This is a genomic window from Vibrio sp. S11_S32 (assembly GCF_014694465.1).
GTDB classification, from domain to species: Bacteria; Pseudomonadota; Gammaproteobacteria; order Enterobacterales; family Vibrionaceae; genus Vibrio; species Vibrio algicola.
Window position 1 is genome coordinate 1 of sequence record NZ_JAAUWS010000125.1, and the last position, 1,036, is coordinate 1,036.

Here is a 1,036-nt window from a genome sequence, read left to right on the forward strand (position 1 = left end):
TTCAACCTTAAGCTAACTATTTTTGTCTTATTTTGCAATATTTTCAAGATCGATTTGACGATCTATATTGGTTGTGATCATATACTTGCTTTTAAGTGTAGATAAACGCCATGAGTGGACTTAGCTTGTTAGATCATATTTCAATTATTAAAGACCCGAGACAGACTTGGAAAATTACGCATAGCTTATCTGACATCATCTTTCTGACGATTGCGGCTGTGATCGCCGGTGCAGAGGGGTGGGAAGATATTGAAGACTTTGGTGAAGATAATCTATCTTGGCTTCGTGAATATGGCGATTTCACACATGGTATTCCTGTTCACGATACTATCGCTCGTGTCATTAATTTAATACCAGCGAAAAAACTGCAAAAATGTTTTTCAGCGTGGATGAAAGATTGTCATGAATTGACGTCTGGAGACGTGATTGCCATTGATGGTAAGACTCTCAGAGGCACATATAACAAAGATAAACGTTGTGGTGCCATTCACATGGTGAGCGCTTTTAGCGCAGCAAACCAAGTTGTTCTCGGACAAGTTAAAACCAGTGAAAAATCAAATGAAATTACGGCTATACCAGAACTATTGAAGCTTCTAGATATTAGAGGATGTATCGTCACAATTGATGCCATGGGGTGTCAAAAATATATAGCAAAGGCGATCGTTGAAAAGGATGCCGACTACCTATTAGCAGTGAAAGGTAATCAGAAAAAACTAGAGCAGGCAGTAGGAAAAGTCTTTAATTCAAGCATGTTGAATGCTTTCTCTGGAGATCAATACAGCATTCAAGAACAAGGTCATGGACGAACAGAAACACGTTTAGCGTTAGTCGAACATAATACTTCATTACTTGGTGATATAGCTTTTGACTGGAAAAACATTCAAACAATTGGCGTAGTTGTTTCAGTAAGGCAAGAAGGAAATAAACCGGCTGAAACGATAACTATTCGGCATTATATTAGCTCCGCTAAATTAACGGCAAAAGAGTTATTAGAAAAATCTCGAGCACATTGGAGTATAGAAGTGCAGCTGCACTG

1 protein-coding gene is annotated in these 1,036 nt (G+C 38.4%); it reads left to right on the plus strand.

The window, feature by feature from the left end:
• Nucleotides 1-110: 110 nt before the first annotated feature.
• Nucleotides 111-1,036: ISAs1 family transposase (locus tag HC723_RS16865; RefSeq protein ID WP_190339917.1), on the plus strand; the 926-nt coding region annotated here is incomplete at its 3' end.